Origin of the sequence: Terriglobus roseus (assembly GCF_900105625.1) — a bacterium.
Classification (GTDB): Bacteria; Acidobacteriota; Terriglobia; order Terriglobales; family Acidobacteriaceae; genus Terriglobus; species Terriglobus roseus_B.
Map to the genome: position 1 here is coordinate 2,647,473 of NZ_FNSD01000001.1, position 22,761 is coordinate 2,670,233.

The window sequence follows — 22,761 nt, forward strand, 5'->3', positions numbered from 1 at the left end:
CGGCTTCGAGCCTGGCCTGTCGAAGATCAAGAGAGAGAAGAGCCCGGCTATGCGCCGGGCTCTTCTCTCTTTGCGGTGTGTATGAAGCCTATGTCCGGGGTGGGAATTGGTTGACGGTGAGCGTAACGTCCACACTGTGCGTCACAGCAGTCTGTGCGCCTGTTGCCGTGACATGCAGATGGTAGACGCCGGGCGCCAGGCCGATGTCCGTTGGTGGCACGCTGCATCCCGTCACGGCACCGCAAAGGACCATTGCGATTGCCAACAGAAGCCATGTCCCGGCTCGTCGTTTCCGCGCTGCAAGCAACAATCCGAATGGTAGACCGGCGAAGGCAGCTAGCTTCCCAGCGGAACCCAGAGGGGAGCGGTTCAGCGCCAGCGGCGAGAGACCCGTGTGAATCTTGATGAGAGCAGTGCCCGAAGTAGCCGCGCCAAGGGAGATATTCGTAGGCGAGGCGGTCGCGGACAGCCTTGCCTGCTGTCCGGTGACAGTCAGATTCAGACTGTCAGTGAAAGAGCCGATCTGAGCGGCCCTTACCGTCAATGTGACGTCGTCCACGGTGTAGGCGGTCAGGGTCGTGGTCGACGCGGTGAGGGTGAAGTCACTCTGGCCAGCCGTGGTCGGCAAAGTGACGATATGGCTGCCCATAAGCTTCACTCCGGGATGCGTGGCATCGCCAGGCCAGGCAGCGGTGATGGTATGGGTACCGGCGGCGACCGCGCCGGTATGGGTCACGCGTGCGGTGTTGTTCGCAAGGAGAGCTGTCCCGACGGTCGCACCGTCCAGGGCAAAGGTCACCGTTCCTGATAGAGCTGTGTTGTCCACGGGAATCAGCGCAGCGACGATGTCAAAGGTCTGGTTTGGGAGTGAAGGCTCTGGATCACCACGGACGGTCCCCCCGACGCTCTCCGGATTTCCTAGATTCAAGAGTGCAGTTACGGTATCCGGTGGCTGGTTGGTTTCTCCGTTGGCGACAAGGATGTCCGGAAGGCCATCTCCATTGAGGTCCCTCACGAAAAGGGAGGACAGACCCTGCCCTGCAACGTAATGACTTTCGCTGCTCACCGAGCGATCCGCTTGACCATTGATCACCCCAATAGAAGACAGGAAGTTGACATTGCTCTTCAGCACCAGGTCATCGTTGCCGTCACGGTCCAGGTCAGCGGCCACCATGTCGTAATACTGCCGGGTGAGGATGTGTGTGACTGGACTGTTGAACGTGCCATCGCCTTTGCCGTACCAGATGCTTAACCCTGGAACGTTCCCCTGCGGCTGCTTCAGGGTAGAAACGATCGCAATATCGCGGTGACCGTCCCCATCGAAGTCACCCGCGGTAACGGAAGGAGTGGGCGCGGTCGTCAGATCGCCAGCAGACGGGATGGGAAGACTGACAACGCCCATCGTGTCAAAGCTTCCATCTGCGTTCCCGTGCATCACGTACGCATGGGCCGACGTTGCGAACACCGCGTCCAGGTCCCCGTCCCCATCGACGTCGGTCAGAACCGGGTAAGTGATGTGCGCATAGAAAGTACCGGCCATCTCGTAGGGCATGGATGTCGACACAGTGCGGAAGGTGCCATTCCCAGTGCTAAGAGAAATCTGCAGTACCGGCGGCTTTGTGGTGTCGTTTGGGAAGATCAGCAGGTCATCGCGACCATCGTGATTGATATCTGCAACCGGGCGGTTTGCCCCGGAATAGAAGTCGTCAAACACAGTCGGCAACAGGATGCCGGAGGTCATCATGGGCGCGGCAAATCTGCCGTCACCCGTTCCCGTCATGAGGTAAACCTCCCGGCTTCCGCTGAAACTAGCCGGCTTTGCCACCAGGATGTCCTGCCTGCCGTCGCCGTTGAAGTCGCCGGAAAGCAGCGGTGTCGGACGCGTGTAGCTCGACTTCAAGTCGAGCCCGGCCGTCGCGATCGTGATGGGCGCTGAGAAAGTGCCATCACCTTTGCCTGTAACCAGAGTGAGGTCACTGTCGCTGGTGGCTGCCACGTCCGCCACCCCATCCCCATTGAAATCGGCCAGTGCCGCGTAGCTGAGGGCATCGCCCGGGGCCGTGGCAACGGATGGTACGGGCGGCGCCAGTCCAGCGGATGCACCGGACAAACTAAGCAGAATGCAGCTGGGTCCAAGTGCAACGATGTCCGGCAGTCCGTCGCCGTTCAGGTCTGCAATCTGATAGGCAGGGAACTCCGTTTGGATCGTGGCTTTCTGCGGTGGATACCCGGCGATAACCTGGCGCGGTGTTCCGTAACGAAGGTTTCCCTGGGCAGGAATCGTGGTGAAGCCGTCATTGGATGTGCCGAAGACATCCAACTTCCCGTCTCCGTCCCAATCAAGAATCTGCCGCACCGTCGCAAGGGATGCCATCCCGGCCCCACCGCCAGGACCGCCAGGGTAAGTCGCCGCGACGATGGGTGATCTGCCGTTGAAGGTGCCGTCCCCATTGCCACGCAGAATGTAGAGACCGTTCGCGGTGGCAGAGAATGAATAGGAACATGCAGCATCGGCCTTCCCGTCACCATCCAGATCCCGGTACGCGCAGCCGGTATAGATCGGTGAAGTCCCCAGGTTGTTGCCAAAGTTGCCGTCTCCCTTGCTGAGATTTACGAATGGTCCGTTCGAGGAAATCAGGTCGGGAACGCCGTCACCATCGATATCAGACAAGGTGGGGATGTCGTTGCTACCACTGGCGAACCCACCCGCGACAAACGTGCCGCCGCCGCGATTGACCATCATGTAGCTCACGCCAGCCTGCGGATCGACCATCAGTACGTCGGGCATGCCGTCTCGCGTGACATCCGCGATGGTGGAAACGACCGGATATGTAAGGGGAATCTGAAACGGCGCGGTCTGCGTGACGAGTGACGTGACAGCCGCAGCGAAGCTGCCATCGCCCGAACCCTTGTAGAACAGCAGGGAGCTCTGGTAACTGTTCGTGGTGGCGCCCAAAGAGACTGCGGGACACAGCAGATCCAGGTGGCCGTCGCCGTCCACGTCTGCAGTTCCACAGTTGACTTTGCCGCTCGCGGGAAGAGATACCGTCGGCCCAGGCTGATAATCGCCGCTGCGCCAGAGAAGCGTGTGGATCGTCCGTGTGGAGAGGACACCGTACAAAACATCCAGATGTCCGTCCCCATCCAGGTCAGCAACCAGGACGCTGTTGGGATCGGTTTCAGTGGCAATCCTTCGGGGATTACGGAAGGACTCGCCATGTGCGGATGTACCCGCGGCCAGGAGAGCACCAAAAAGGCAGAGCGAGGCAAGGCAGTGACGCAGGACAGGCATGAGGGATTCCGGTACAGGAAGTGGCACCAGCTTACTGCACCGCTGCGACCTTCCGTACCCGACATCGGGTGAAGGGGTAAACTTATCAGCGATGAGTTGGTTCAAGCGGCTGGATAACGAGATTGTTTCGGACTCTGAGCGGACGGTCCGCACGGAGGGCCTTTGGGTCAAGTGCCCGGATTGTGGCAAGGCCATCTTTCGCGCGGAGCTGGACGCGAACATGCGTGTGTGCCCCCACTGCGGCCACCACTTCAAGATGGACGCCCGCACCCGCATCGACAACCTGCTGGAGCCTGGCTACCAGCTTGTCGATATGGAACTAGTATCGACCGACCCGCTGAACTTCACCGACCTGAAACCTTATAAAAAGCGGCTGGCCGAAGCGCAGGCCAAGACTGGCCTGAATGACGCCATCGTCAATGCCATTGGCAAGCTCGGCGAGCGCGACATTGTGATCAGCGCCATGGAATACAGCTTCATTGGCGGCAGCATGGGTGCAGTGGTGGGTGAGACGATCGCCCGCGCCGTTGACCGCTCGCTCGAAACGCGTGCTCCTTTGCTCATCATCAGCGCCAGCGGTGGTGCGCGCATGATGGAGGGCATTGCCAGCCTGATGCAGCTTGCGAAGATCTCCGCCGCGCTGGGCCGCCTCGCAGACGCGAAGGTGCCCTACATCAGCCTGATGACGGACCCCACCACGGGTGGCGTGACCGCCAGCTTCGCCATGCTGGGCGACCTGAACATCGCAGAGCCCGGCGCACTGATCGGCTTCGCTGGTCCCCGCGTCATCGAGCAAACCATCCGCCAGAAGCTGCCCGAAGGCTTCCAGCGCAGTGAGTTCCTGCTACAGCACGGCTTCCTGGACGCGGTTGTCCCGCGCAAGGAACTGAAGGCTTACCTCGAGCGCGCGTTCGGCTGGATGTCTGCCTAGACCCATCGGGTCTGAGAAAAAGGGGTGGGGAACAGAGGGTTGTCGCGCACAGCGCAATGATCGCGTCTTCCGATGACGCATACGCCTTTTGTCCCTGATGCCTTGTCCACCAATGAGGCTTTCCCGCCACTATCTCAGGTCCGTGTGAGGGCTGAAGCCACCTGCTTCATCTCACGCCCCGCGCGCGCAGAACGATATCATTCGTGGGCTCTACAACCTGCTGGGGAACGACAAACTGCTCGGGCCGGTGTTTACTCGGGAGAAAGTATCTCGTCACACACATAAATGCCAGCGCGCGGAGTCCTCTCCGCAGACAAGACCGTACGCCGCATAACGGCACGGTTGGCTTCAAAGGGTTGAAAACACTCCATGACACCTGTTCCCCCCGTGATGTCTTCCAAGGCGCGATTGATGCTCCGTACCGCTCGCACTGCCTTTGTCTCCGGCCTGATGCTGTCCGGATTGCTGCACGCGACGGCGCAGACGCCTGCTCCGCGGCTGGCAGCGGTTCCCGCGGCCACCGCTGCCCGATTCGCTCTGCCCGCCAGCCCGAAGGAACGTCTGGAGAACTCGCAGGTCATCGGACACCTCTCCGGCGAGACTGCGGTGACCGGCATGAAGCTGTACCTGAAGCCTACGGCCGCGCAGCAGGCTGACCTGGATCAGTTGGTCGTGGACCAGCAGACCCCCGGGTCCGCTGCCTATCACCAGTGGCTGACGCCCGCGCAGTATGGAGCGCGATTCGGCCTGGCGGACGCGGATCTCTCTACGCTCACTGCTTGGTTGCAGGCCCGTGGCTTCACCGTCGACGCCGTTGCACCCAGCCGCAACTTCATCACCTTTTCCGGTACTGCCTCAACGGTTGAAAGCGCCTTCGCGGTTTCCATGCAGCGTTACCGCCGCGATGGCCGCGAGTTTTTTGAGAACAGCACGGCTCCCTCGATTCCTGCGGCACTGGCCGATGTGGTCGGCGGTATCACCGGCATCAGCAGCTTCCGCGCGGTCCCACACGCACGCCACATCGCTGCCCCTCAGGCGAAGCTGACCGGCGACTACACCACCAGCACCGCGGCGCACTATCTGGTGCCATGGGACGTTCGACAGATCTTTGGGGTCAACACTCTGATCAGCTCGGGCTTTGACGGAACAGGCGTCAAGATCGGCGTCATCGGCCAGTCGGCCGTAGATACCGCCCAGTTGACCTACTTCCAGCAGAAGACGGGTCAGACCGTGAAGCTGCCCACGATGATCCTTGTGCCGAACACCGGTGTCAGCAACAAGGTGGATGGTGATGAGGGCGAGAGCGAACTCGACCTGGAGTACTCCGGCGGCGTAGCCCCGGGCGCTTCGATCCAGTTCATCTATACGGGCTGCACCAGCACTACCAGCACCGGTGTTCTCAGCGGTACCACCAACTGCGGCAGCAACGGCGTCTTCGATGCGCTGAGCTACGCGGTGACCAATGCGGTGGCACCGATCCTGACCCTGAGCTACGGCGGCTGCGAATCGTCGTACACAACCTTCGCCACGGCAGGAACTACACCGTTTGAGTCCGTGCTGAAGCAGGCCAACGTGCAGGGACAGACCATCATGGTGTCGTCCGGCGATACGGGCGCGACAAGCTGCGAAGGATCTACCGCATCGCTGGTGGCCACGGGCGGACTCTCCGTCTCCTATCCTGCATCTTCGATGTATGTGACCGCTGTGGGCGGAACTGCGCTGAATACCGATAGCGCCACCTTCTGGAGCTCCACCAACAACAGTTTCGAAGGATCGGTGAATGCCACGGTCCCGGGAACCACCGGACCCATGCCAGCGGTGGCCTGGAACGACACCGTGGCCTACGGCTCGCTTTCGGCAAGCGGCGGCGGCGCGAGTGCCATCTTCAACAAGCCAAGCTGGCAGACCGGCACCGGAGTGCCCGCCGATAGCCATCGTGACGTGCCGGACGTCGCCTTCCCGGCAGCCGTGGAGCAGCACGCGTACATCGTCTGCAGTCAGGGTTCTACCTGCTCGAATTCCAACCTTGGTTTCGGCACATCGAATGGCGGCGGAGGCCTGGTGGGTGGCACCTCAGCCGCAGCGCCGGTGTTCGCAGCAATGTTGGCTGTCGTCGAGCAGGCCAATGGCGGTGCTTCGCTGGGCAACATCAATCCGAGCCTGTATACGCTGGCTGCCGGGTCATCCGCCAGCAGCATCTTCCAGGACATCACCAGCGGCAACAACATCGTTACCTGCAAGGGTGGCACTACCGGCTGCTCGTCGACCAGTGCCACCACAAATGGCACAATGGGCTTCTCCGCCGGAACGGGTTATGACCAGGTCACGGGCCTTGGTTCTATCCTTGCCACCGGCCTGCAGGCCGCCTTCTCCACGATCGCTAACCCCAGTACACTTCTGACGCCGAGCGTCGTAGTAGCCGCTGCAACATCCACGCCGACGGGCGGCACCACGGATCTACTGTCGATCACCGTTGCCGGTTCGGGCGCAACCCCGACGGGAACCGTGACGGTCATCGTTGACGGAACGGCGTTGTCGACCGCCACCGCGCTCTCCAGCGGTACGGCGAACTACACCTACGCCGTCCCAGCGTGTACGGCGACGTCTGCCTGCTCGCACACCGTGCTCGTCTACTACGCTGGCAACGCGGTGTACAAGCCAGGCTCTGGCACGCTGACGCTGACGGTTCCCACAACGTCTACGGGTGTCACACCCTCGTTCACGCTGAAAGCCGCTTCCTCGACGGTGACGACTTCCGCAGGAGGCTCAACGACTAATGTCATCGCGGTAACTCCGGCCGGTGGCTTTACGGGTGCCGTGACCTTTTCGGCAGCGTTGACCAGCTCGACCGGAACGTTTGCCGGTTGTTACCTTCTGCCGACGGCCACCGTGGCCAGTGCCGCAGTCAGCTCCACCATGACCATCTACACCGCGACAACTGGCTGCGCGTCGAGCTCGGCCCTGAAGAGTTCGACCTTGGCAAAGCTCGACACGAAGCCAACGCAGCCTGGCTTGCCCGGTCCGCGCGCTGGCTTAGTGGTGTTCTCTGCCGGTCTGCTGGCCTGCTTCACGCTTCGTAAGCGCGTGCGTGCCGGTGTGCTGATCGCAGTCGCCCTTTCGGCGCTTACGGTCGGCATGACTGGTTGCAGCAGCAGCGGATCAGCCGCTACAGCGGCCACGACGACCTCAGCAGGCACGTATGTGATCACTGTGACCGGCACTTCCGGCACGCTGAGCACGACCACGAGCTTCACCCTGACCGTCCAGTAACGCGTCGCAACGCTCAATAGAAAGCCGCCCATTGTGGGCGGCTTTTTGCGTTCCCGGACGCACTCATTACAGTGAAGAGATGCAAGAGGGCAAACCATCGGGCACGGCCTATCGCGTGGCATTACGACGGGCGGCGCACCAGGTCTTCGACTCGCCGATTGTCTTTCGTGATCCGTTGGCGCTGCGCATCCTTGGCATGACGCCGGAGAAGCTGGGCGGTACGGATTTGCGTGCACCCTCGCGTCCGCATTCGGTTGGTCTGCGCGCGTTTCTTGTTGGACGCTCACGCTTTGCTGAGGACACCCTGGCGGATGCGGTCGCAACGCAGGGCGTGACGCAATACGTGCTGCTCGGCGCAGGTCTGGATACCTTCGCCTATCGCAATCAGCATCCGGGCCTGCGGGTCTTTGAGGTAGACCATCCGGACACGCAGGCGTGGAAGCTCTCGCTGTTATCCCGCACGAAGATCGATGTGCCTTCGACCGTTACACACGTGGCCGTTGACTTCCACGTCGATACACTTGCACAACAGTTGGCCGAGGCGGGCTTCGATATGTCGCAACCCGCAGTCTTCGCGTGGCTCGGCGTGGTGCCTTACCTCACCGACGAGGGCTTCACCGCGACGATGGAGTTCCTCTCAGCATGCGCGCCCGGCAGCGAACTCATCTTTGACTACGGCCTGCCACCCGAAGCATTGCCGCAGTTCGAGCGGATGGCCTTTGAGTCCATGGCATCACGCGTCGCCGCGGCAGGCGAACCCTTCCAGCTCTTCTTCATGCCGGATGCGATCCACGAACGTCTGTGCCGCATGGGCTGGGAGTTGATCGAAGACCTGGATACCAGCGCGCTGAACGCGCGCTATTTTGCCGTGGGCAAGCTACGAGCTCTCGGCAGCGGCGCACACATGCTTTCCGCGCGCCTGCTGCCGCAGAAAGCAGACGGCTAGGAGACGAATGGTTTCACAATCTCCGCAACCGGCCGTCGCAGAATCGTCTCATTGAAGTACATGACGATCGCTCCATTGTGCGGTGCGGCAATGCGGATGTCCGCGGCCAGCAGGCGTTCCTGCAATCCCTTCATGCGTGCGTCCGATGGCTTCAGCAGGAAGATGTTGCTCTCATTCGGCACACGCTCCACGGCATAGCCGCCGGATGACTGCAGCTTCGTCATGACTTCTTCTGCGCTCGAGCGAACCTTGCTCCAGCGTTCCGGCAGGCCGTCGAGTGCGTTGAGCGCAGGCAGTGCCGCGACCCAACCGTGATAGATCAGGCCTCCGAACACATGGCGCAGATCGCGCGCCTGCGCCATCTTCTCTTTCGTGCCCATCAGCATGCCGCCGAAGGGTGCGTGCAGTGCCTTGTACAGCGATGCGAAGACAGTATCGAAGGGCGCGGCGTAGCGGGCAAGATCGTAGCCGTGCGTCCCCAGCAGCATGAAGGCGCGCGCGCCATCCCAGTGCGTCGCGATGCCCTTGCTTCTTGCCATCGCGCAGACTTTCTCCACGGTTGCGAAGGGAATCGACTCCCCGTTGTGCCGCCGCACGGGGCTTTCCATGGAGATGGCGCCGACTTTCAACGGATACGCGCGATGTTCCGCGTCCAGCACCGCTGCCTCCCACTCCTCGTAGCTGGGCGCGCCCTTGCCCGGCGCGACAGGCTGCATGGTGATGCCGCTCAGAATCGACGGGCCGTCGCTCTCATCCGCGTAAAGATGGCTGTCCGCCTGCGTGATCAGGTGTTTGTGATCGCCGCACAGGATGCGAGCCGCAAGGTTGTTGGCGAGTGTTCCCGTCGGCAGGAAGACGCAGTCTTCCTTACCGAACATGGCGGCGAACTTCTGCTCCAGCTCCGTCACCGCGCCGCCTTTGAGGTATGTGTCTTCCTTGCCGGGATGCTTGGCAAGCGCCGCGGTGAACATGCGGATATGCTCTTCCGGCGAGATGTTCGGATAGTCACTGGCAAAGTAGACAGTACGGTCGTCGACAGGCGGCAGAGGCGCTGGTGTCACCATCGTCTGGGCCAACAGCGCATGCTGCGTGAGCGCTGCTGCCGTGATTGCCGCGGGCGCTGCGCCCAGCAGGAACGATCTCCGGTCGAATGCATCTGCCATGGTCGTCTCCGTCATATTGCAGGTCATAAAGGGCAATGCCACTGCGTGAGAGCAGCAGCCTGCCCGGATCGGGTGCGCCGCACGAAAGCGTGGCGAATAAGTGTGTGCAGAGTGGGGCGTGTGGACTCATCATACTCACGTACTGCGTAACCGCACCGCGCAACATCAGACGTAGTCAGGGAAGACACATCATGGCGAAGTGGACACAGGACGGCGGCTTCTTCACCCTCCACGACACAGGCGAAGTGAAGGCGCCTATTGATCGCTGCTTCCAGCTGACCTGCAGCATTGCGCTGGTGCGTGAGGAGCTTGGCATGAAGCCGGTCACCGGTCGCACTGAGGGCCTGGTACAGCACGGCGACACGGTGCGCTGGGAGGGCTGGCAACTTGGGTTGAAGCACTTTCACGTGACAGGGATCTCCGGCTATGACCGTCCGGTCTTCATGCAGGACAGCATGCTCGACGGACGCTTCCGCACCTTTCAGCATGACCACCATCTGCGGGAACTGCCGGACCGCGGCGGGACCCAGTTGGAGGATGAAGTACGATTCTCTCTGCCGTTCGGCTGGGCAGGCAGGCTTGTCGCAAGGTACATCGTGGTGCCGCATGTGCTGCGGCTCATGCGGAGCCGGTTCGCCCGCATCAAGCGCATCGCCGAGGGTGACGCATGGCGGCAGTATCTGCCGAACGAGCAGACCGCATCCCATGCGTAGCGAAACACGCAAGACTTTTCGCCAGTTCAGGAGCACGCAATGAAGGCAGTCCGGCTGTATGAGTATGGTCCCGCGAAGAACCTGAAGTATGAGACCGATGTCCCCGATCCCGAGGTGGGTGAAGATGATGTGCTGGTCGCCGCAGCCGCCACCAGCATCAACCCGGTAGATTGGAAGATGCGTTCGGGCGAAGCGAAGGAGCGCTTTCCCGTCAGCTTTCCCGGCATCCTTGGTCGCGACGTCAGTGGTGTGGTTCGAGCCGTTGGCAGCAACGTACGCGGCGTGAAAGAAGGCGAACGCGTCATGGCGCTCACCACCGGCACCTATGCGGAACTGGTGATCGTGAAGGGCTACGAGATCACGCATATCCCCGACGGCGTCGACATCATTCAGGCTGCAGCGCTGCCGCTGATTGCACTCACAGGCGATCAGCTTGTGCGTGAGGCGTGTTCCCTGCAGAAGGGCCAGTCCATCCTGGTGACGGGAGCCATGGGAAGTGTGGGCCGCGCGGCGGTTCACAGCGCGAAGAAGATCGGCGCGCATGTCATCGCGGGGGTGCGCAAGCATCAGCTCGACGATGCGAAGGAGCTTGGTGCGAATGCACTGGTCGCCCTGGACGACGAAGAAGCGGTACGGAACATGGGCAAGGTAGACGCCATCGCCGACACCGTCGGCGGCAAGGTGACAACACCCTTGCTGATCCACATCAAGGAAGGCGGCATCTGCGGCACCGTCGTTACGCCGCCACCCGATGCAGCGCTGCACCCGGACATCAAGCTCGTGCGCTTCCGTGCACATCCTGACCCAAGCAAGGTGCGCGAGTTTGCCGATGATTATCGTGACGGCAAGTTCAAGCTGCCCATCGTACGTAACTTCGCACTGAGCGAAGCGGCCGAAGCGCAGGAGTTCGCAGAAAAAGGCGGCAGCGGTGGCAAGGTTCTGTTGCTGATGGTTTAGGAAGAGCGCAGGCTCGAACAAAGAACCCCACATCGCGGTTTTGAGATGTGGGGTTCTTTGTCGGACCGTCCGTCGTTGGCCATCTGATCTGTGAAAGCGAAGCGACGAAGGCGGGCTGAAGGCACGCGACTTCCCAGCCCAGGGCGAAGCCCTGGGGTAACGGATTAAGAAGGAACCGCGCGCTGAAGGCACGCGACACAATGCAGGAAGCATGATGGTTTGGCTACCCCGAAAAAGTCTGTCGCGACTTTCAGTCCACAACCGGCCGATCATCTGGAGATTTTGGGCCGGAAGTCGCGGACCTACCCGCCGCTGGATGCGTACACGAACCGCTGTGCGAAGTACTAAGTGAGCGAGGCGGCGACGCCGGGAGCCGAACTACACGTCGTCATTCTGACGGTTTTGCATTTGTGCTGGTGGACTCAGATATACAGCAGACTTGTGTAACTCTCGAACCCACGTCTCAAAATCGAGGCACGGGGCACTCACTTGGTTGTGACTTACTTCCTGGTCGCTTCGTCATAGAGTAAGTCGCCTACCGCCTTGTGTGCCGCGGTGGAGGGATGACCGTCGTGATAGAAGAAGTAAGTCGCAGGGGTTGCGCAGGGAGTTGTGTCTTCGTCGCGCAGCGCACGGCCCGCACATTTATCCGTGACATTGGTAAAGCCATACTTATCCGGATGAGTGATTACTTCATCGAAGAAGCCGCCCCAGTGACTGTTCGAGATCTGAATGTCCTTGTGCCTGGCTTGCTCATCGCCAGGGATGGCGGCCAGTTGCGGGTTGAAGCGCTCGCCGGCAGAGGCAAACGCCGGAATCTTTGTCGGGAGCAGCGCGACTTCAAATCGCCGTGCGCCGAGTGAGTACAGTGTCTCAATCTCACCCTCGAGATTCGCAACAGTCTCACCATCTTTCAGGCTGCGGTCATTCAAGCCGCCCAGCAGAAAGAACATCGTGGTCTTGGGATCGAATGTCACGTTGCCATCCTTCACCATGGCGGCAAAGTCATTCACCTGGTTTCGCATGCCGCGTCCCAGCAGCTCATTATGGGAATACCGTCGGCCTTCGCTCTCGCCCGTGCGCGCACCGCTGACCGAAAAGTTAAGACCTTCGCGAATGGGATGTTCACTCTTCGTCTTTGAATCCCCGAAGTAAGTGAAAGGAATATTAAGCCGCTGCGCCAGGTACACGACCGCCGTCGGTCCATTGCCATCGACATAGCCCGCACCGCTGTCCGAGTAACTGTCGCCGAAGACATACAGTTGCGTGTACGGCTTGCCTTGCCCGAAGACAAGAATTGGCGATAAGACAACGAGAAAAAGTACGAAGCACCGACGCATAGAGTCCCCTCAGCGTGGCAAGTATACCGGGACAATCAGCCTTAGAAGGCAGATGCCCCGCATCCTGAAGGGATGTGCGTTCGTTCACACGCTGGGTGTTCGCGGCGAGGCTGCGCAAGCTGGACATCCAACCCGCGTCTCAAAAGCGAGATGCGGGCAGCCGGGTCCGGTGGTTGTTCTTCCGGAAGGTGTGCTCTAGCTCTGTGGTTTTGGCGCCGGTGCGGCACTCATGGAATGCGCAGGCTGACTGCGCAGACCGGCAAGTATCTGCTGCAGAAAGTCATTCGCGGCACCCGGGTTATTCGGTAGGAAAAGTGTGTTGGTGCCACCACGCATGCCAATGTCTTTCAGCGTGTCGAAGTACTGTGTCAGCAGCACCAGCGCCATCACATCTTCCGCAGTTGTACCCGGAACAGATTCGCGGAAGTGTTCAATGCTCGCGCGAAGACCATCGATGATCGCCTGCCGCTCGGCCGCAATGCCTTTGCCCTGCAACGCCTTGCTCTCAGCTTCGGCTTCCGCCTGCTTGACCTTCAGAATCTTGTCAGCCTCGCCCTTCGCCTGCGCGGCCACCTGCGAACGCTGTGCCGCATTGATGTCGTTCATCGCGGCTTTTACTTTTGCATCGGGAATGATGTCGGTGACGAGCGCCGTCAGGATGTTGAAGCCGAACTCGCGCATGGTCGCATCCAACTCAACCTTCACGGCGATCGAGATGCCGCTCATTTGCTCGAAGGTTTCATCCAGTGTGAGCTTCGGCACATGCCCAAGGATGGAGTTAAAGACAAAGCTCTCAATCTGTTTCTGCGGTCGCGACAGCCGATAGAAGGCGTCGAAGATCTTGTCATCCAGCACACCATACTGCACGCTGACGGGGATCTGCACGAAGACGTTGTCGCGTGTCTTGGTCTCCACGGAGAACTGCGCCTGCTGCACCTGCAGGTCCACGAAGGCGACGCGCTCTGCGTAGGGGATCAGCAGGTGCAGGCCGGGCCGCACGATGCGGTTGAACTTGCCGAAGCGTTCCACTACGCCAGCCTGCGACGTGCGAACGGTGTACAGGGTCTTCAGCAGAGTAATGAGCAGAGCCAAAACAAGAACGAGCAGAACCACACCAAGGACCGGATCCATCAGGGAACTCCACGTACTTCGAGTCCTAACGATACGCCTGTGCTGTCGAGCTGACGCGCGGGAGCTGCGGCATAGAATCGACGATGCATGGCTACACACTTCGCACCAGCCGGTATCAAGTTCCTGAAGGGCCTCAAGCGCCACAACGATCGCACATGGTTCGCAGACCGTAAGAGCGTCTACGAGGCAGAGGTGCAGCTCCCCTGGCTGACGTTGATCGATGAAGTCAACGAAGCAATGCTCGACTTCGCGCCGGAGTGTGTGAAGCCTGCGAAGAAGGCCATGTTCCGCATCTATCGCGACACGCGTTTCAGTAACAACAAACTGCCGTACAAGACCCACGTGGGCGCATGGTGGTCTCCCGCGTCGCTTGCGAAGACGAGTGGCGGCGGCTTCTACGCGCATGTTGCCGGCGACGAAGTCGTTGTTGCAGCAGGTGTCTACATGCCGCAGCCGGAACAACTCCTCGCGATTCGCAGGCACATGCAGCATGAGCACGCGACGATGCGAGGGATGCTCGCCGACAGGAAGCTGCGAAAGCTGATGCCGGATCTCGACAGCAATCCGCTCAAACGCATGCCAAAGGGCTTTGCTGCGGAGGATCCTGCAGCGGACCTGCTGCTCTGCCGCCAGTGGGCTTTGTCAGCGACCCTACCGGGCGATCTTGCACTTACGCCGCAGTTGGTACCGGAGATCGTCAAGCGATTTCGCGCCATGGCGCCGGTGGTTGCACTACTCAATGCGCCGCTTCTGCGAGCCTCCGCACCGCGCCGAAGTATGTTTTAGACCCCGCAAATACGGTGAATTCGCCCGATTCGGAACCATTTCGGACACCTTTCCACAAGAATCCCGCTAAAAGCCGAAGAAAACCGCGAAAACCAGAAGTTTGTCCGTTGACAACGTGCCCACAAAAGTCCATCGTGATATGCGGAACGGTTGCGGGAACCCGCATGAACACTGGAGATTTTCACCGGTGCCGGCGAATTCGCGATGGGTAACGAAAGCGATCGCCGTACGTCATACGCGCCCCACCCGCGCCGCATCACAGTTCTGCACGTAAAAGGAGCAACACAAATGGCAAAGGGACTCACAAAGACAGCACTTATCCGCCAGATGGCCGACGCAACCGAGCTGCCCACCAAGCAGGTTGCAGGCTTCCTGGATCTGCTGGCACAGACCGCAGTCAAAGAGACCAAGAAGAATGGCGAGTTCACCATTCCCGGACTGGGCAAGCTGGTAAAGGCTGAGCGCAAGGCTCGCACCGGCCGCAACCCGCAGACGGGCGAGGCCATCAAGATCAAGGCCAAGACCGTGGTCAAGTTCCGCGTAGCCAAGGCTGCCAAGGACGCGATCGCACCCGTTAAGGCTGCTGCAGCCAAGAAGTAGTCGCTTCGTGCCGCTCTCACTTTGAGAAGGTACGCGCTGCATGGAACAACAGAGACGCCGTAGTGCCTTGTGCACTGCGGCGTCTCTCTTTTGCCGGAGGCTTGACCACAGGTGCAGAATGGTGCGCATGCGTATCTCCCTCACGCGCCGCGGCTTTGTCGGTATGACGTCAATGGCAGTTGCCTCGAATGCCTTTCCGGCAGCCGCATCACCGCGCTCGCTGGAGACGCCCTTCAAGCTGAACCGCCTGGTGCTTGGACCTTCGAACACGCAGGGGGCCTTCGATGAGAAGTCGGTTGACTGCCCGTTTGTCTATCGCCACAACGGCCTTTGGTACATGACCTTCGTGGCCTTCGATGGCACGGGCTACCAGACGGGCCTGGCTTCGTCGCAGGACCTGATCCACTGGAAGAATCTCGGCGCCATTCTGAAGCGCGATCCCTCTAACCCGGTGTTGAAGTTCAACGTGGCCATGAACTGGATCCTGCGTGAGAACGACCTCCACTCCGAGGGAAACATTCAGCGGGTATCGGCACCCGGCATTACCCGTCAGTTCGTCGGTGCCTACCATGCGTATCCCAGCGAGGGGTATGAGAGTGGCGCAGCCGTAATCGGCCTGGCTTTCAGTGACGACGGCCTGCATTGGACGGCGGGCCCAACCATCCTTCGGCCGGAAGAAGGCGCAGACTGGGAGCGTGGCGGCCTTTACAAGCCATGCCTGCTACGCGACGGTGGCAGGTTCTATCTGTTCTACAACGCGAAGGACCACACAACGGGCGGCTGGCACGAGCAGACAGGCGTCGCCGTTTCGACCGATCTGAAGACGTGGCAGCGGCACAGCGGTAATCCTATTTTGAAGAATGGCCCGGAGGGCTCAGCGGACGCGCACTTTGCCAGCGATCCGTGTGTGTTGAAGAATGGCGGGGAGTGGGCTTACTTCTACTTCGGCCTGGACAACAAAGGCGTTGCGCGCGAACTGGTGGCGACCGGGCCGGACCTATTCCACGCAACCCAGACCCGCGTGCCGCTGATCGACGTGGGTGAGCCCGGCTCAGTCGACGGCATCTACGCGCACAAGCCGTCCGTCGTCAGTCATGCGGGCGATCTGTATCACTTCTATTGCGCAGTTGGCGGCGACCGGAAACACAGTGTGCGCGGCATCTCTGTCGCACGATCGCGCGCATGGACTGAAAGGGAACTCAGCGGGCTTTAGAACGTGGCCTTCGGAATGAACGCGCGCGCCGCGACCGAGATGCCCAGCGAGATGACGATGCCCTGCATCACGCGCAGTACCGAAGCCTCCCAGCCAAAGCCGTTCGACCAACCCACGGCGGCCAGCGTGACGGCGGTGCCGACCACGTAGATCTCGCTGAGGAAGCCCTGCTTCCAATCCGGCTTGCTCTGCGCGGGTGCGGTCATCGCGCGCAACGACGGCGCCAGGCGCGGCACTTCCATCAGGTAGGCGCTGTAGGCCTCTCCCAGGCGTTCGCGCAGGTAAGGCTCCTCGCGACCGATCAGGCGGAGCTGCACCAACATGATCAGGTTCACGCAGATCACCGCAGCGTCCGGTCGCATCAGCATCGCCAGTGCGAAGGTGTGCAGGATGGTGCCAAGGTAAAGCGGGTTGCGGACGTAGCGGTATGGGCCATCCGCAACGATGCGGTCGCCAACCATGCCACCGCGCTGCACGGTGGTCGCACCCAGGTACGCCGCTCCCCACACACGCAGAGCCGCGCCGGCTAACGCAAAGAGGATCATGAACACCAGCACGGTGTTCCACGCGGAGGCGAAGTGCTCATAGAGCGGGCGTGTCAAAGCATCCGAGATGCGGAACCAGGTGCTGCCATTCCGCACAAAGCCCCAGATCGAGATGTGTCTCAGGCCTGCAACACCGTTGTGGTAATCCGGCCAGGGGGAAGCGAAACACAGGGTGTAGATCAGCCCGTGGACCAGGTAACGATGTTTGTATTCAAAGGCAGTGGCACGCATCAATCGCATTTTCTGAGACGTCTCAATCTTTTTCTTTTGCGGTACAAAATGTTTGTAATCAACGACTTAAGGCTAATGGGAGAGGGTCGCCAGAAGTGTGTCGAAATCTTCAAGGTTGCTGTATTCAATGACGACTCGACCTTTACCTCGCGTATCCTCGATCCGAACCTTCAGGCCCAGCGATCTCTGTAACTGATCCTGTGCAGCCTTCACATTGGCGTCGATGTCCGGTGCGGTCGCCTCGATGCGCCCGATCTTTCGCTCCGGATCCAGCAGGTTCTTGACGTAGCTCTCGGTCTGCCGAACCGACATGGAGAGAGCGCCGATCTTCTGCGCGGCCGCCATCATCTGCGCCTCAGACTCCAGCGCAAGCAGCGCTCGCGCGTGTCCAAAGGACAGGTCTCCCGCCTCCACCTTCCCCTGCACAGCCTCCGGAAGGCGCAATAACCGCAGGAAGTTCGAGACAGAGGCTCGATCCTTGCCGGTGCGTTTCGCCATCTGGTCCTGCGTCATCTTGAAGTCGCGGCTCAGCCGGTCATAAGCACGCGCCTGTTCCATTGGGTTCAGGTCAGCTCGCTGCAGGTTCTCGACGATGGTCATCTCCATCGCCTGCTCATCCGAGACCTCGCGAACCACCGCTGGGATCGTTGGCTTGCCGGCACGCTGCGAAGCCAGCCAGCGGCGCTCGCCTGCGATCAACTGGTAGCGGCCCTTGCCAAGAGCCCGAACGATGATGGGCTGAACGACGCCCGTCGCCGCGATGGACTGCGACAATTCCTCCAAAGCGGCCTCGTCGAAGCGCGTGCGGGTCTGGTAGGGATTGCGATCAATCGCAGTGACGTCAACCTCAAGCGGCTTGCCCGAGTTCTCAACCACCGGCGGAGCGGGTGCGGGCGGCGGCGGGGTGGCTTGGCGGCTGGGCAGCAGGGCCTCAAGGCCTCGGCCCAGGGCGCGGCGCTTCGTATCGGGTGCTTTGGTGCTGGACATCGTTCAAACTCCTGGATGCTGGACTGCAGATTACTCGTCGGGATCGGATTCGTGGATAACCGTACCGGCTGGATTCCCCGCGATGGTGAAGACGCCGTTGCGTGCCAGCAGCTCGCGGCACAAGTCGCGATAGGCCTCGGCACCTCGTGACTTCGGGTCATACATGACGACCGGCAGGCCGTGGCTCGGCGCCTCGGCAACACGGATATTGCGAGGAATCGTCGTCGTGAAAAGCTTGTCCCCAAAGAAGCCCTTGATATTCTCCGATACCTGCTGCGAAAGCGAAGTGCGTGGGTCATACATGGTGAGGACTACGCCCTCAAGCGAAAGCTCCGGTTGGAAAGCTGCAGCGACGCGATCCAGCGTGCCGGTCAGTTCCGAGATGCCTTCCAGAGCGAAGTATTCCGCCTGCATGGGGACCAGCAGGGTGTCGGCAGCGACCAGCGCGTTCAGCGTCAGCAGGTCGAGTGCGGGTGGGCAGTCGAGCAGTATAAAGGGGTAGCGCTCCCGGATGGAATCGAGCGCTTCCTTCAGGCGGAACTCGCGCCGCTCCTGCTGTGCAAGGTCGAAGTTCGCACCGATCAGGTCTTTGCTGCTGGGGATGACAGAGAGGTGTTCGACCTGCGTGGCGACGACAGCTTCCTCCGCGGTGCAGTCGCCCAGCAGCACGTCGTACGTGGACATGCGTTCCATGTCGCGGGAGATGCCGAGGCCGCCGCTGGCGTTGGTCTGCGGATCGCAGTCCACCAGCAGTGTGTCCAGGCCGGTGAGTGCGATAGCTGCGGCCAGGTTGATGGCTGTCGTGGTCTTACCGACGCCGCCCTTCTGGTTAACAATTGCGATGACTTTTCCCATGTCTCTTCGCCAAGAGTAGCAGGGGCGAGTGGCTGGCCGGGAGTGCCAGCCGCGGAACACCGGGGACGAGTGTTCCACGTGGAACGTGGCCGAGGGATAGAAGAAAGATGTTCCACGTGGAACATTGAGGTCAGGCCAGCTCAGACGTTCCACGTGGAACATCGCTACACGCGTTTCCAGCAGGCTATCCGGCCCTGCGAGGACGGGACGACCGCTTCCTCGATCAGGCTCCATCCCGCAAGCAGGCTTTCCTCACTCGCCGGCAGATACCTAAGAAGTTTGCCTTCCGGCGCCACGCGCTCCTGGGCGATGGGCAACATTGCGGCAGCCTGATCGACCGCACGCATCGCCACCACCCCGAATACCCGGTCCGCTGGCATGGACTCCACGCGTGACGACCAGACTTCCGCGTTCAATCCAAGGGACCGCAAGGCCTCGCGTAGGAAACTGGCCTTCTTGCCCTGCGACTCCGCAAGAGTCACCCGCAGAGTCGGCAGCGCGATCTGGAGCGGAATGCCCGGAAATCCGCCGCCGGAGCCGAAATCCATCAACGTGCCAGGAATATCCACGAAGCGGGCTGCAAAGAGGCTCTCACCAATCTGCCGTTGGACCAGTTGTTCGGGATCGCGGATCGCCGTGAGATTGGTGCGGGCGTTCCAGAGCATCAGAAGGTCCAGATACTTGCTGACGCGAGGTACAAGGTCGGTTGCAAGGGCTGGACCCTCCGCGAGGTAGGGTTCCAGGAGTTCAGCGATGCGAATCTCGGACAGAGCGGGCATCTACCGGGCCGACGTCGTTTCCGCAACCTGCAGGAAGGCTGCAAAAAGCGCACGTGAGGCGGCGCTTGTCTCGGTTGTCCGTTCCGGATGCCACTGCACGCCAATCAGCCAGTGGTTGGGATCAGCACCCTCCACCGCCTCGATAACGGCGTCCGCTGGGCAGCGCCCGACCACACGAAGCTCGGCGCCCGCAATGGCAATCGCCTGATGGTGGCTCGAGTTCACGGAGAGACGCGAAAATTTATCATCTTCCGGGGTGCTTTCTGCAGATTCAGCAAGAATGCGCCCCAGTCGGCTATCGACCGGGAACAGGATCGAATGTGCGGTAATCACAGCACGCCCAGCGCGATGGTTGACGGGCACAGGGTCAATGTCCTGATGCAGCGTGCCGCCGTAGAAGACATTCATCGACTGCGTTCCGAAGCAGATCCCCAGCAGGGGCTTGCGTGTACGCTCTGCCGCGGCGAAGAGGGCCTTGTCCGTCTCCTCCCGCAGGTCATCCGCCTCGGCGCATTCCGGGATTCGGTCGTGGCCATAGTGAGACGGGTCGACGTCCGCGCCGCTGCCGGGAAGCAGGATGCCCTGCGCTGCATCGACCAGCGTGTCGATCTCGGAAGCGGAGTGAGTCAGTTCCAGTCGAACCGGGTCGCCACCGGCAGCGGTGACCGCAGCAGCATAGTTCATCCAGTTTGCGGTGTTGTACGGCTCGTCGAAGCTGGTCGGGACAGGAATAAGGATGCGTGGCTTGCTCATCACTGGTGATTCTACGACTGCTAGCTCTAAGAGACGGCTCTGCGGTCGGGAGAACCCTTAGCCGCTACAGTTGACCGCTGGGAACCTTCGCCTGACTCTCCGGCAGTGGCTCCGGCCGATTGAGTGATGAGTGCGCGTAATACTCGGCCGCGATCGTCTCCATCAGGCGCGACGTGAGCTTGTCCGCGTCTTTGGTAGTCATCCCGAGGGTCGGAATAGGTTCGCAGGCGACGAGTCGCAAGGGACGAGGAGTCAGATGGTAGGTGTGCATGGGCAGAAGTTCATAGGTGCCTATCAAGGCAAGCGGCACCAAGGGTACCTGCGCCTTGATCGCCATGTAGGCAGCACCTGCCATGAACTGACGCACGTGCCCATCGGAGGAACGGCTGCCATCCGGGAAAATGAGGATGGGCATCCCGGCTTTCAGGCTGGCAACACCACGCATCAGCCCGGCGATCTGCGACCGCATGCTCGACTGATCAATCGGCACTTGGCCTGACCGGGTTAGGTGCCAGCCGATAAAGGGGTATCGAAAGAGATAATGATTGGCCAGAATGCGGAATTGGAAGGGAAGCGATCCGAAGAGCGCTGGCGTATCCATGTAGCTGAGGTGATTGCAGGCAAAGACGGCAGCCGTGGACAAGCGCAGGTTCTCTGGGTTGACCACCTTGACCGGGGAGAGCGCGATCCCAAGCATCAATTTTGCCCAAAACTGCGCCATGGCATGCTGCTGCCGGCCAGACTTATCCCACAGCGAAAACAGCAGGGAAAGCAGACCGCACACGACGGTGACAAAGGCCATCAGTGGAATCAGGACCAGATACGAGACCCAGGGGAGCAGCTTCTTCACGCGGTGGTGCCTCGCTCGATCCAGGCTTTTGCTTCTCCGACAAGATATACGGAACCGGAAACAACCACGCTGCCAGGCTGGCTCGTAGCGATCTGCATCGCTTCAGCAACTGACGCGCAGACAGTGACCGGCGTTTCCAATTCTGCGGCCACCTGCGCAAGTTCCTCGCCCGAGCTGGCACGGGATGAGTTCACTGGGGCCAGCAGGATTCGATCGCCCGGCTCGTCGAAGCTCGGAAAGAGGATCTGCGCCATCTCTCGAACGGACTTGTCGCGCAGAGCCGAGAAGACAAGGGTTCGCGGGCCATTGAGGCGCCCGTCCTCGATGGCACGGGATAGGTAGGATCGCAGCGTCCATGCGCCTGCTGGATTATGCGCGACATCGAGGAGGATCGTCGCAGTTCCGCTTGGAGACGCAACGGATTCCAGACGTCCCGGCCACCGCGTTAGCCGAACCCCGGCTTCAATGGAGGACGGGGTAATGGCGGCAAGTAACTCATTTGACTGAAGTTCGATCGCTGCAGCGATTGCCAGTGCAAGATTTCGATTCTGGTGTTCGCCCGCGAGCGGAGAATCGACCAGGATTGTCTGGCCCTGTATCGGCAGCGGATACGCACCGGATGCCGCACCGCGCTCCGGCAAATAGATTGCTGCGTTGATGCCGGCAACGCCTAGACTCATTGCGATCTCTCCAATGGCGATATTTGCCTCGGGATGCTGTGGCAGCGTCACCATGCGGCCGTCTTCGCGCAGGATGCCGGCCTTCTCGCGGGCAATCTCCGCCAGGGTATCTCCAAGCCATTCCGTGTGGTCCAGCGCGATGTCCGCAATGACCGAGACGCTTGGCTCAACGATGTTGGTGGCGTCCAGACGGCCGCCCATCCCTACCTCAAGGACGGCGATATCTACCTGCGCCTCTGAGAACGCGAGGAAAGCAATAGCCGTAATCACCTCAAAAAAGCTCGGCAAGTGTGGCAGCTTGCCCTCGGTAACGAGCCGGTTGGCCGCGTCGTCCACTTTGAAGTACAAACGAGCGAAAGTGTCGTCGTCGATCTCAGCCAACGAGTTTTCGCCTGGCGTCGCTCCGCTCATCTGGATGCGCTCATTGACTCGGAGCATGTGTGGCGAGGTGTAAAGCCCCGTTTTTAAACCGCTTACGCTAAGAATGCTGGCAAGCGTTGCAGCCGTGGAACCCTTACCGTTGGTTCCGGCAATCAATACCGACTTGTACTTCGCCTGCGGATTCCCCAGCGCAGCAGCCAGCGTGCGCATATGGGCCAGGTCGAACTTGCGACGCGCTGCGCCCGGCGCGGCGGGCGCAAGCTCGCCACTGAGGGCATAGAGATGTTCCACGGCAACCGCGTACGACATGGAGTGATTGTAGGCGAGTGGCAAGAGTTCCTGCTTCGTTCCATGGGGT

Annotated in this window: 19 protein-coding genes; 8 read left to right on the forward strand and 11 right to left on the reverse strand. The window is 60.8% G+C overall.

The annotated features are described in order from the left end of the window. Positions 1-88: 88 nt before the first annotated feature. Positions 89-3,292, reverse strand: coding sequence for an FG-GAP-like repeat-containing protein (locus tag BLW03_RS10955; RefSeq protein ID WP_074654031.1), 3,204 nt, complete (start codon positions 3,290-3,292; stop codon positions 89-91). 91 nt (positions 3,293-3,383) lie between these two features. On the opposite strand from BLW03_RS10955, the gene accD reads away from it, so the two are divergent. The 3 genes from accD (at position 3,384) to BLW03_RS10970 (ending at position 8,439) form a co-directional block, all read left to right on the forward strand. Further along, a complete protein-coding gene (gene accD / locus BLW03_RS10960; RefSeq protein ID WP_074654033.1) occupies positions 3,384-4,223 on the forward strand; it encodes an acetyl-CoA carboxylase, carboxyltransferase subunit beta in 840 nt (279 codons plus the stop codon). 369 nt (positions 4,224-4,592) lie between these two features. Continuing rightward, entirely contained in the window at positions 4,593-7,493 is a 2,901-nt protein-coding gene (locus BLW03_RS10965) for a protease pro-enzyme activation domain-containing protein (RefSeq protein WP_083350471.1), read from the forward strand. A 79-nt stretch (positions 7,494-7,572) separates the two neighbouring features. Further along, positions 7,573-8,439 (forward strand): class I SAM-dependent methyltransferase, encoded by an 867-nt coding sequence (locus BLW03_RS10970; protein WP_074654036.1) that lies wholly within the window; start codon positions 7,573-7,575, stop codon positions 8,437-8,439. Here BLW03_RS10970 and BLW03_RS10975 read toward each other — a convergent pair. Further along, on the reverse strand, positions 8,436-9,602 hold the full coding sequence (locus tag BLW03_RS10975; protein ID WP_170835021.1) for a threonine aldolase family protein: 1,167 nt from the start codon (positions 9,600-9,602) through the stop codon (positions 8,436-8,438). The genes BLW03_RS10970 and BLW03_RS10975 overlap by 4 nt on opposite strands. Positions 9,603-9,793: 191 nt before the next feature. Between BLW03_RS10975 and BLW03_RS10980 the strand changes: the two genes are divergently transcribed. Together BLW03_RS10980 and BLW03_RS10985 are read left to right on the forward strand one after the other, a co-directional pair. Then, complete coding sequence (locus BLW03_RS10980; protein WP_074654037.1) at positions 9,794-10,315, forward strand: SRPBCC family protein; 522 nt, start codon at positions 9,794-9,796, stop codon at positions 10,313-10,315. Between the two features lie 39 nt (positions 10,316-10,354). After that, positions 10,355-11,272, forward strand: coding sequence for an NADP-dependent oxidoreductase (locus BLW03_RS10985; protein ID WP_074654039.1), 918 nt, complete (start codon positions 10,355-10,357; stop codon positions 11,270-11,272). A 500-nt stretch (positions 11,273-11,772) separates the two neighbouring features. Here BLW03_RS10985 and BLW03_RS10990 read toward each other — a convergent pair whose 3' ends face one another. After that, complete coding sequence (locus tag BLW03_RS10990) at positions 11,773-12,612, reverse strand: SGNH/GDSL hydrolase family protein (protein ID WP_074654040.1); 840 nt, start codon at positions 12,610-12,612, stop codon at positions 11,773-11,775. Positions 12,613-12,807: 195 nt separating this feature from the next. Beyond that, complete coding sequence (locus tag BLW03_RS10995) at positions 12,808-13,743, reverse strand: SPFH domain-containing protein (RefSeq protein ID WP_074654041.1); 936 nt, start codon at positions 13,741-13,743, stop codon at positions 12,808-12,810. An 87-nt stretch (positions 13,744-13,830) separates the two neighbouring features. Here BLW03_RS10995 and BLW03_RS11000 point away from each other — a divergent pair, with 87 nt between their 5' ends. From BLW03_RS11000 to BLW03_RS11010, 3 genes are all read left to right on the forward strand, one after another. Beyond that, positions 13,831-14,529, forward strand: coding sequence for a DUF2461 domain-containing protein (locus BLW03_RS11000; RefSeq protein WP_074654042.1), 699 nt, complete (start codon positions 13,831-13,833; stop codon positions 14,527-14,529). A 288-nt stretch (positions 14,530-14,817) separates the two neighbouring features. After that, on the forward strand, positions 14,818-15,129 hold the full coding sequence (locus BLW03_RS11005) for an HU family DNA-binding protein (RefSeq protein ID WP_074654044.1): 312 nt from the start codon (positions 14,818-14,820) through the stop codon (positions 15,127-15,129). A gap of 127 nt (positions 15,130-15,256) precedes the next feature. Further along, positions 15,257-16,342, forward strand: a complete 1,086-nt coding sequence (locus BLW03_RS11010; protein ID WP_083350724.1) for a glycoside hydrolase family protein — start codon at positions 15,257-15,259, stop codon at positions 16,340-16,342. Here the strand turns inward: BLW03_RS11010 and BLW03_RS11015 are convergent. The 7 genes from BLW03_RS11015 to BLW03_RS11045 all read right to left on the reverse strand — a co-directional run bounded on the left by BLW03_RS11015 (position 16,339) and on the right by BLW03_RS11045 (position 22,712). Then, entirely contained in the window at positions 16,339-17,118 is a 780-nt protein-coding gene (locus BLW03_RS11015) for a methyltransferase family protein (protein WP_074654045.1), read from the reverse strand. The two genes, BLW03_RS11010 and BLW03_RS11015, sit on opposite strands and share 4 nt — an antisense overlap. A gap of 72 nt (positions 17,119-17,190) precedes the next feature. After that, positions 17,191-18,105, reverse strand: coding sequence for a ParB/RepB/Spo0J family partition protein (locus BLW03_RS11020; RefSeq protein ID WP_074654047.1), 915 nt, complete (start codon positions 18,103-18,105; stop codon positions 17,191-17,193). A gap of 30 nt (positions 18,106-18,135) precedes the next feature. Further along, entirely contained in the window at positions 18,136-18,960 is an 825-nt protein-coding gene (locus BLW03_RS11025) for a ParA family protein (protein ID WP_074654048.1), read from the reverse strand. Between the two features lie 164 nt (positions 18,961-19,124). Continuing rightward, on the reverse strand, positions 19,125-19,739 hold the full coding sequence (gene rsmG / locus BLW03_RS11030; protein WP_074654049.1) for a 16S rRNA (guanine(527)-N(7))-methyltransferase RsmG: 615 nt from the start codon (positions 19,737-19,739) through the stop codon (positions 19,125-19,127). Continuing rightward, the gene (locus tag BLW03_RS11035; RefSeq protein ID WP_074654050.1) at positions 19,740-20,492 is read right to left on the reverse strand and encodes a gamma-glutamyl-gamma-aminobutyrate hydrolase family protein; all 753 of its coding nucleotides are present in this window, start codon (positions 20,490-20,492) and stop codon (positions 19,740-19,742) included. A 64-nt stretch (positions 20,493-20,556) separates the two neighbouring features. Next, entirely contained in the window at positions 20,557-21,342 is a 786-nt protein-coding gene (locus tag BLW03_RS11040; protein WP_074654051.1) for a lysophospholipid acyltransferase family protein, read from the reverse strand. Then, a complete protein-coding gene (locus tag BLW03_RS11045) occupies positions 21,339-22,712 on the reverse strand; it encodes a bifunctional folylpolyglutamate synthase/dihydrofolate synthase (protein WP_074654053.1) in 1,374 nt (457 codons plus the stop codon). The genes BLW03_RS11040 and BLW03_RS11045 overlap by 4 nt, the downstream gene beginning before the upstream one ends. Positions 22,713-22,761: the final 49 nt, after the last annotated feature.

Coding starts and splice junctions, on each gene's coding strand:
- BLW03_RS10955 (WP_074654031.1), bottom strand. CDS start 3,292: ATGCCTGTCCTGCGTCACTGCCTTGCCTCGCTCTGCCTTTTTGGTGCT.
- accD (WP_074654033.1), top strand. CDS start 3,384: ATGAGTTGGTTCAAGCGGCTGGATAACGAGATTGTTTCGGACTCTGAG.
- BLW03_RS10965 (WP_083350471.1), top strand. CDS start 4,593: ATGACACCTGTTCCCCCCGTGATGTCTTCCAAGGCGCGATTGATGCTC.
- BLW03_RS10970 (WP_074654036.1), top strand. CDS start 7,573: ATGCAAGAGGGCAAACCATCGGGCACGGCCTATCGCGTGGCATTACGA.
- BLW03_RS10975 (WP_170835021.1), bottom strand. CDS start 9,602: ATGGCAGATGCATTCGACCGGAGATCGTTCCTGCTGGGCGCAGCGCCC.
- BLW03_RS10980 (WP_074654037.1), top strand. CDS start 9,794: ATGGCGAAGTGGACACAGGACGGCGGCTTCTTCACCCTCCACGACACA.
- BLW03_RS10985 (WP_074654039.1), top strand. CDS start 10,355: ATGAAGGCAGTCCGGCTGTATGAGTATGGTCCCGCGAAGAACCTGAAG.
- BLW03_RS10990 (WP_074654040.1), bottom strand. CDS start 12,612: ATGCGTCGGTGCTTCGTACTTTTTCTCGTTGTCTTATCGCCAATTCTT.
- BLW03_RS10995 (WP_074654041.1), bottom strand. CDS start 13,743: ATGGATCCGGTCCTTGGTGTGGTTCTGCTCGTTCTTGTTTTGGCTCTG.
- BLW03_RS11000 (WP_074654042.1), top strand. CDS start 13,831: ATGGCTACACACTTCGCACCAGCCGGTATCAAGTTCCTGAAGGGCCTC.
- BLW03_RS11005 (WP_074654044.1), top strand. CDS start 14,818: ATGGCAAAGGGACTCACAAAGACAGCACTTATCCGCCAGATGGCCGAC.
- BLW03_RS11010 (WP_083350724.1), top strand. CDS start 15,257: ATGCGTATCTCCCTCACGCGCCGCGGCTTTGTCGGTATGACGTCAATG.
- BLW03_RS11015 (WP_074654045.1), bottom strand. CDS start 17,118: ATGCGTGCCACTGCCTTTGAATACAAACATCGTTACCTGGTCCACGGG.
- BLW03_RS11020 (WP_074654047.1), bottom strand. CDS start 18,105: ATGTCCAGCACCAAAGCACCCGATACGAAGCGCCGCGCCCTGGGCCGA.
- BLW03_RS11025 (WP_074654048.1), bottom strand. CDS start 18,960: ATGGGAAAAGTCATCGCAATTGTTAACCAGAAGGGCGGCGTCGGTAAG.
- rsmG (WP_074654049.1), bottom strand. CDS start 19,739: ATGCCCGCTCTGTCCGAGATTCGCATCGCTGAACTCCTGGAACCCTAC.
- BLW03_RS11035 (WP_074654050.1), bottom strand. CDS start 20,492: ATGAGCAAGCCACGCATCCTTATTCCTGTCCCGACCAGCTTCGACGAG.
- BLW03_RS11045 (WP_074654053.1), bottom strand. CDS start 22,712: ATGTCGTACGCGGTTGCCGTGGAACATCTCTATGCCCTCAGTGGCGAG.